This is a genomic window from Moorena sp. SIO3B2 (genome assembly GCF_010692525.1).
Classification (GTDB): Bacteria; Cyanobacteriota; Cyanobacteriia; order Cyanobacteriales; family Coleofasciculaceae; genus Moorena; species Moorena producens.
Genome location: NZ_JAAHHE010000466.1, coordinates 1 through 4169, shown reverse-complemented (window position 1 = coordinate 4169; position 4169 = coordinate 1). Strand labels below are relative to the sequence as shown.

Annotated in this window: 5 protein-coding genes; all 5 read left to right on the top strand. The window is 37.3% G+C overall.

All coding sequences use genetic code 11. From position 1 onward, the window contains the following. Positions 1-866, top strand: an 866-nt coding sequence (locus tag F6K38_RS36285; protein WP_287359877.1) for a pyridoxal-phosphate-dependent aminotransferase family protein, incomplete at its 5' end; no start/stop codon positions are given. Positions 867-949: 83 nt separating this feature from the next. Next, positions 950-2038 carry a TauD/TfdA family dioxygenase gene (locus F6K38_RS36280; protein ID WP_287359876.1) on the top strand — a complete coding sequence of 363 codons (1089 nt, stop codon included), beginning with the start codon at positions 950-952 and terminating at the stop codon, positions 2036-2038. A 131-nt stretch (positions 2039-2169) separates the two neighbouring features. Further along, positions 2170-2835 (top strand): hypothetical protein, encoded by a 666-nt coding sequence (locus F6K38_RS36275; protein ID WP_287359875.1) that lies wholly within the window; start codon positions 2170-2172, stop codon positions 2833-2835. An 18-nt stretch (positions 2836-2853) separates the two neighbouring features. Then, positions 2854-3861, top strand: a complete 1008-nt coding sequence (locus F6K38_RS36270) for an iron-containing alcohol dehydrogenase (protein WP_287311794.1) — start codon at positions 2854-2856, stop codon at positions 3859-3861. Between the two features lie 5 nt (positions 3862-3866). Next, the coding region (locus F6K38_RS36265; RefSeq protein WP_287359873.1) for a CDP-alcohol phosphatidyltransferase family protein at positions 3867-4169 on the top strand (303 nt) is incomplete at its 3' end.

Sequence of the window (4169 nt, the reverse complement as noted above, 5' to 3'; positions counted from 1 at the left end):
CAACCCTTGTGCCTCAGGATGGCAAGGCTTTAGTGGTAACAAATGGGGTCTATGGTGAACGCATGGCAGCAATGATCAAGGCTCACGGTAAGTCCCTGGAGGTGATCAAGGCTCCCTGGCACGAGCCCATGAACCTGAAAGAGGTTGAAACGTGCCTGAGCCAGGATTCAGCCATTACCCATGTGATTGCCGTTCATCACGAAACCACCACTGGACGACTCAATGATGTGGCTCAGTTGGGTCAACTGTGTCAGCGCTACAATGTCGCACTGCTGCTGGATAGTGTTTCCAGTTTTGGGGCTGAGGCCATTGAGTTTGCGCCTTGGAATTTAGAAGCCTGTGCGGCAACGGCGAATAAATGCTTGCATGGTGTGCCTGGTCTATCGTTTGTGTTGGTAAAACGATCCATTTTCGAAACTCGCCCCTCTGCCGCTGGAACCGTTTACTTAGATCTCTATCGCTATCATCAAGAGCAGGCAAGGGGCTATTCGCCCTTTACCCAAGCCGTACAGGTGGCCTATGGGCTCCAGGAGGCTCTCAAGGAAATGGAGGAGATGGGGGGACAGTCGGCTAGACACAGCTCTTACACTGAGCGTGCTCAGCAGATTTTGCAAAGTCTGCAAAATCTCGGGGTCAAACCGCTCTTGGATGTGCAGGATTATAGCTGTGTCCTGACTTCTTTCAAATTGCCCCCAGGCTACAGCTATGAGCAAATCCATGACACGCTCAAAGAATCCGGTTTTGTGATTTATGCGGGGCAGGGGGGACTCAAAAACCAGATTTTCCGGATAGCCAACATGGGTGATATCCAACCGAGTGATCTAGACCGTCTGCTGGATTGTTTTCATGGCTTGTTTAATAATTAAGGATCGAATGCCCTGAATGTTGCACAAAAGATTAGAGGCAATGATTCCTGATGATACAATCTATCTCAATCAACGAGAAAACATTGACAATTCATTGGCAAAGTGGTTATGATTCTACTTTCCACTATATCTGGTTGCGGGATAACTGCCAAAGTCCAAAGTCACTTCACCCAAATGGACAACGACTGCTTCAAACAGTCGATATTCCAGCAGATCTTCATCCTAGCTCTGTGCAAGTTATCAAGGAACAGTCTCTAGAAATTGTCTGGGTCGATGGACACCAAAGTAGCTACAGTGCTGACTGGTTATATAACCATGTCTATGACATGCCATTGTCTGGCTCCAATAATGAGATGCAAATCCAGCTTTGGAATTGCTCTGTTGACATCAATTCACTCACTTTTGACTACCCAGAAATTATCTCTAAAGAAATAACACTATATCATTGGCTAGTTGCCTTTCGTAAATATGGGGTTGCCTTTGTAAAAAATGTCCCTACTCAATTGGCTGCGGTGAAAAACATTGTCGATCAGTTTGGCTATATACATGAAACTAACTATGGTTCCATATTTGATGTCAAAGCTGTTCCTAATGCCACGAATTTGGCTTATACGAATCATTCCCGGAGTCCTCATACAGATAATCCATATCGTGACCCCGCACCCACATTGATGCTTTTGCACTGCCTTTCGTCGGACGTTGAGGGGGGTGATAGCATCATCGTGGATGGCTTTCAGGTTGCAGAAAAACTACGTCAGAAAAACCCTAAATACTTTAAATTGCTAGCATCTATCCCTGTCAACTTTTGCTTTAGCGATCCAAATGTAGAAATCTCCTCCGAAAAGACAATCATACAAGTCAATCGGCGCGATGAGTTGACAGCAGTTTATTTCCACAATCAATCTTTACAACCATTTCGTATGCATGCAGAATTGATGGGGCCTTTCTATGATGCCTATCGTACCTTCTTCGAAATGATAATGGATGTCAAGAATCAGGTGCAATTCAAGCTACAACCAGGACAAGTATATATGGTGGACAATCGGCGAGTGTTGCATGGTCGCACAGTTTTTTTCAATACAGGCAAGCGTCATTTACAAGGATGCTATGCAGGTATTGATGGTTTGTGTAGTAAGCTGGCAGTGTTGAAACGACACATTATCGGTACTTAGACATTTTTTAGCCAAAAGCAGCCTCAAACCCATACATAGTAGTAATTTTACTTCACTTTACTTATTTTCTTGATATACCTGGGTTTCAGCGATTTTTAAGTGATTAGCTTATATCTGTTGGGAAGATACAAATGGAAGCTATTTTTTTAGATTTTGATGGGGTAATTGTAGATTCTCTTGAAGAATGGTATTACATTGGCGTACTTGCATATCATGGTATCGACAAAGCTCTTCATGATAATCAACATAAAGAATTATATAAAAATAATTGCCATCTTCTTTATTCAGATGCAGATGAATATTGTTTATTGAAAGCCTTAGAAAATCAAAACATAAAAAGCTTTACCAAAATTCGGAAAGACGTAAATCAAAAAGAAGTTGATAGTTATAGTAAACAATTCAAAAAAATTAGAAAGTTTTATCAAAATCATCATTTAAATTGGTGGTGTGGCTTACATAGTCTTACTGATTATGGAAAAACACTGACCAATCAAAAAAATACCAAAAATTATTTTATCTTAACTCGTAAAAATATGGAGGATGTTTTAATTTTAAAAAACCATTTCAATATTAAAATACCCGATTTAAAAGTATTTGATTATAGTCATTCTGTAAAATATGGCGGTAAAGTAGATTTTATTGAAAAGTTTTTAGATAACAATCCAGACTATAATAAGGCTGTTTTAGTTGATGATAAGATAGAGAATTTGGATAAATCTTCAAAAGTTAAGTGTTATTTCGCCTCTTGGGGTTATGGTAAAGGAAATAATGAATTTGAAACATATACGGATAGTTGAACAGTAGTCAAACTTATTATGAAGTCTACATTACATATTTCAAAAAAATCGATAGATAAATGCATAGAAAAAATCATAAAAAATGAAAAAATAGACGGTATTGTCATAGGTCCAACTGTCTATTCCATGAATTGTTTTGCTCCCATTTACGACCATGTTAATAAAAATAATCTCCCGATAATTGTACCAAAATTCCCTTTAATTTATTCAAATATTGAGAAATTAAAGTTTCCTGCCAGTGGTCAACGTTTTTTAGTTTTTGGGGGGGGAAGTCTCATAGATTTTGTAAAAGTTTGTGCTCAACGGGATAAAATTTATTTAACTGTTTTGTTATCTTCTATTTCAAATGATGGTTTTTCATCTAATTTTAGTTCCTTAAAGGCCGATGAAACGTCATTTAATCAGAGTTATCCATCAAAAGCACCTCAGTCTGTTTATGCTTGTTTGCCCTTATTAACTAAGCACATGCCACATAAATTTTGGGTTAGTGCTCTGGGTGAATTATTATCAAAATTGAATGTTTGGGAGGACTTAAAAGTTGATAAGAAAGTCAAGGAATTTGATCAAACACCTTTTTATCAAATTGAACGATTTATAAACAAATACACGAAACGTAATGAAAACTCATTAATCGAAATAATCAAACAGCTTTACTCATTTTCTTTATTAATGAAAAATGATAGTAGTTGGTGTAGCCGTTCTGAACACGAATTTGAGAAATTATATGCAGCAGATAGTAAAATGTCACACGGTCAATTAGTTTTAATGGGTGCTTTAGTTGCCATGAAGATAAGATGTATATATAAGTTACCTGATTTATATGAGCAGTTATTATGTTATTGTCAAAAATTAGAAATAAGCTTAGAATTAAAACAAGGATTTGAGGCTATTATAGAATCAAAAACTTATAAAAGACTGAAAAAACTATCTTCAGTACGACCTGAAAGATTTGGGTTGTGGAATATTGTAGATTCCACAACCGTTGACTGGAAAATTATTATCAAAGAAATAATCAAGGAGTTATAGATATCGTGATTAAACCGAATCACATTACCTTATTTAGATTGATTTTAATTTTTATAGCTTTTGTTTCATGGTATCTTGTTCCTCCTCAATACTATCTGTATATTGGTGTGTTATTCTATATAGCATTTTTATTGGATGCTGTTGATGGGTGGTTAGCTAGAACCAAGAACTTAAAAACAGATTTCGGTAAGTATTTCGATCCTATTGTAGACTATATAGGTTTCCTAGCTTTGTATGTCATTAGCATTGAGATGGGAATTCTCCCGATATGGTTTGTTTTTCTAGCTCTGACAAGAGACTTTTTAGCA

Bases quoted from the DNA above. Each gene is read 5' to 3' on its own strand.
- F6K38_RS36270 (WP_287311794.1), top strand. From the start codon at position 2,854: ATGAAGTCTACATTACATATTTCAAAAAAATCGATAGATAAATGCATA.
- F6K38_RS36275 (WP_287359875.1), top strand. From the start codon at position 2,170: ATGGAAGCTATTTTTTTAGATTTTGATGGGGTAATTGTAGATTCTCTT.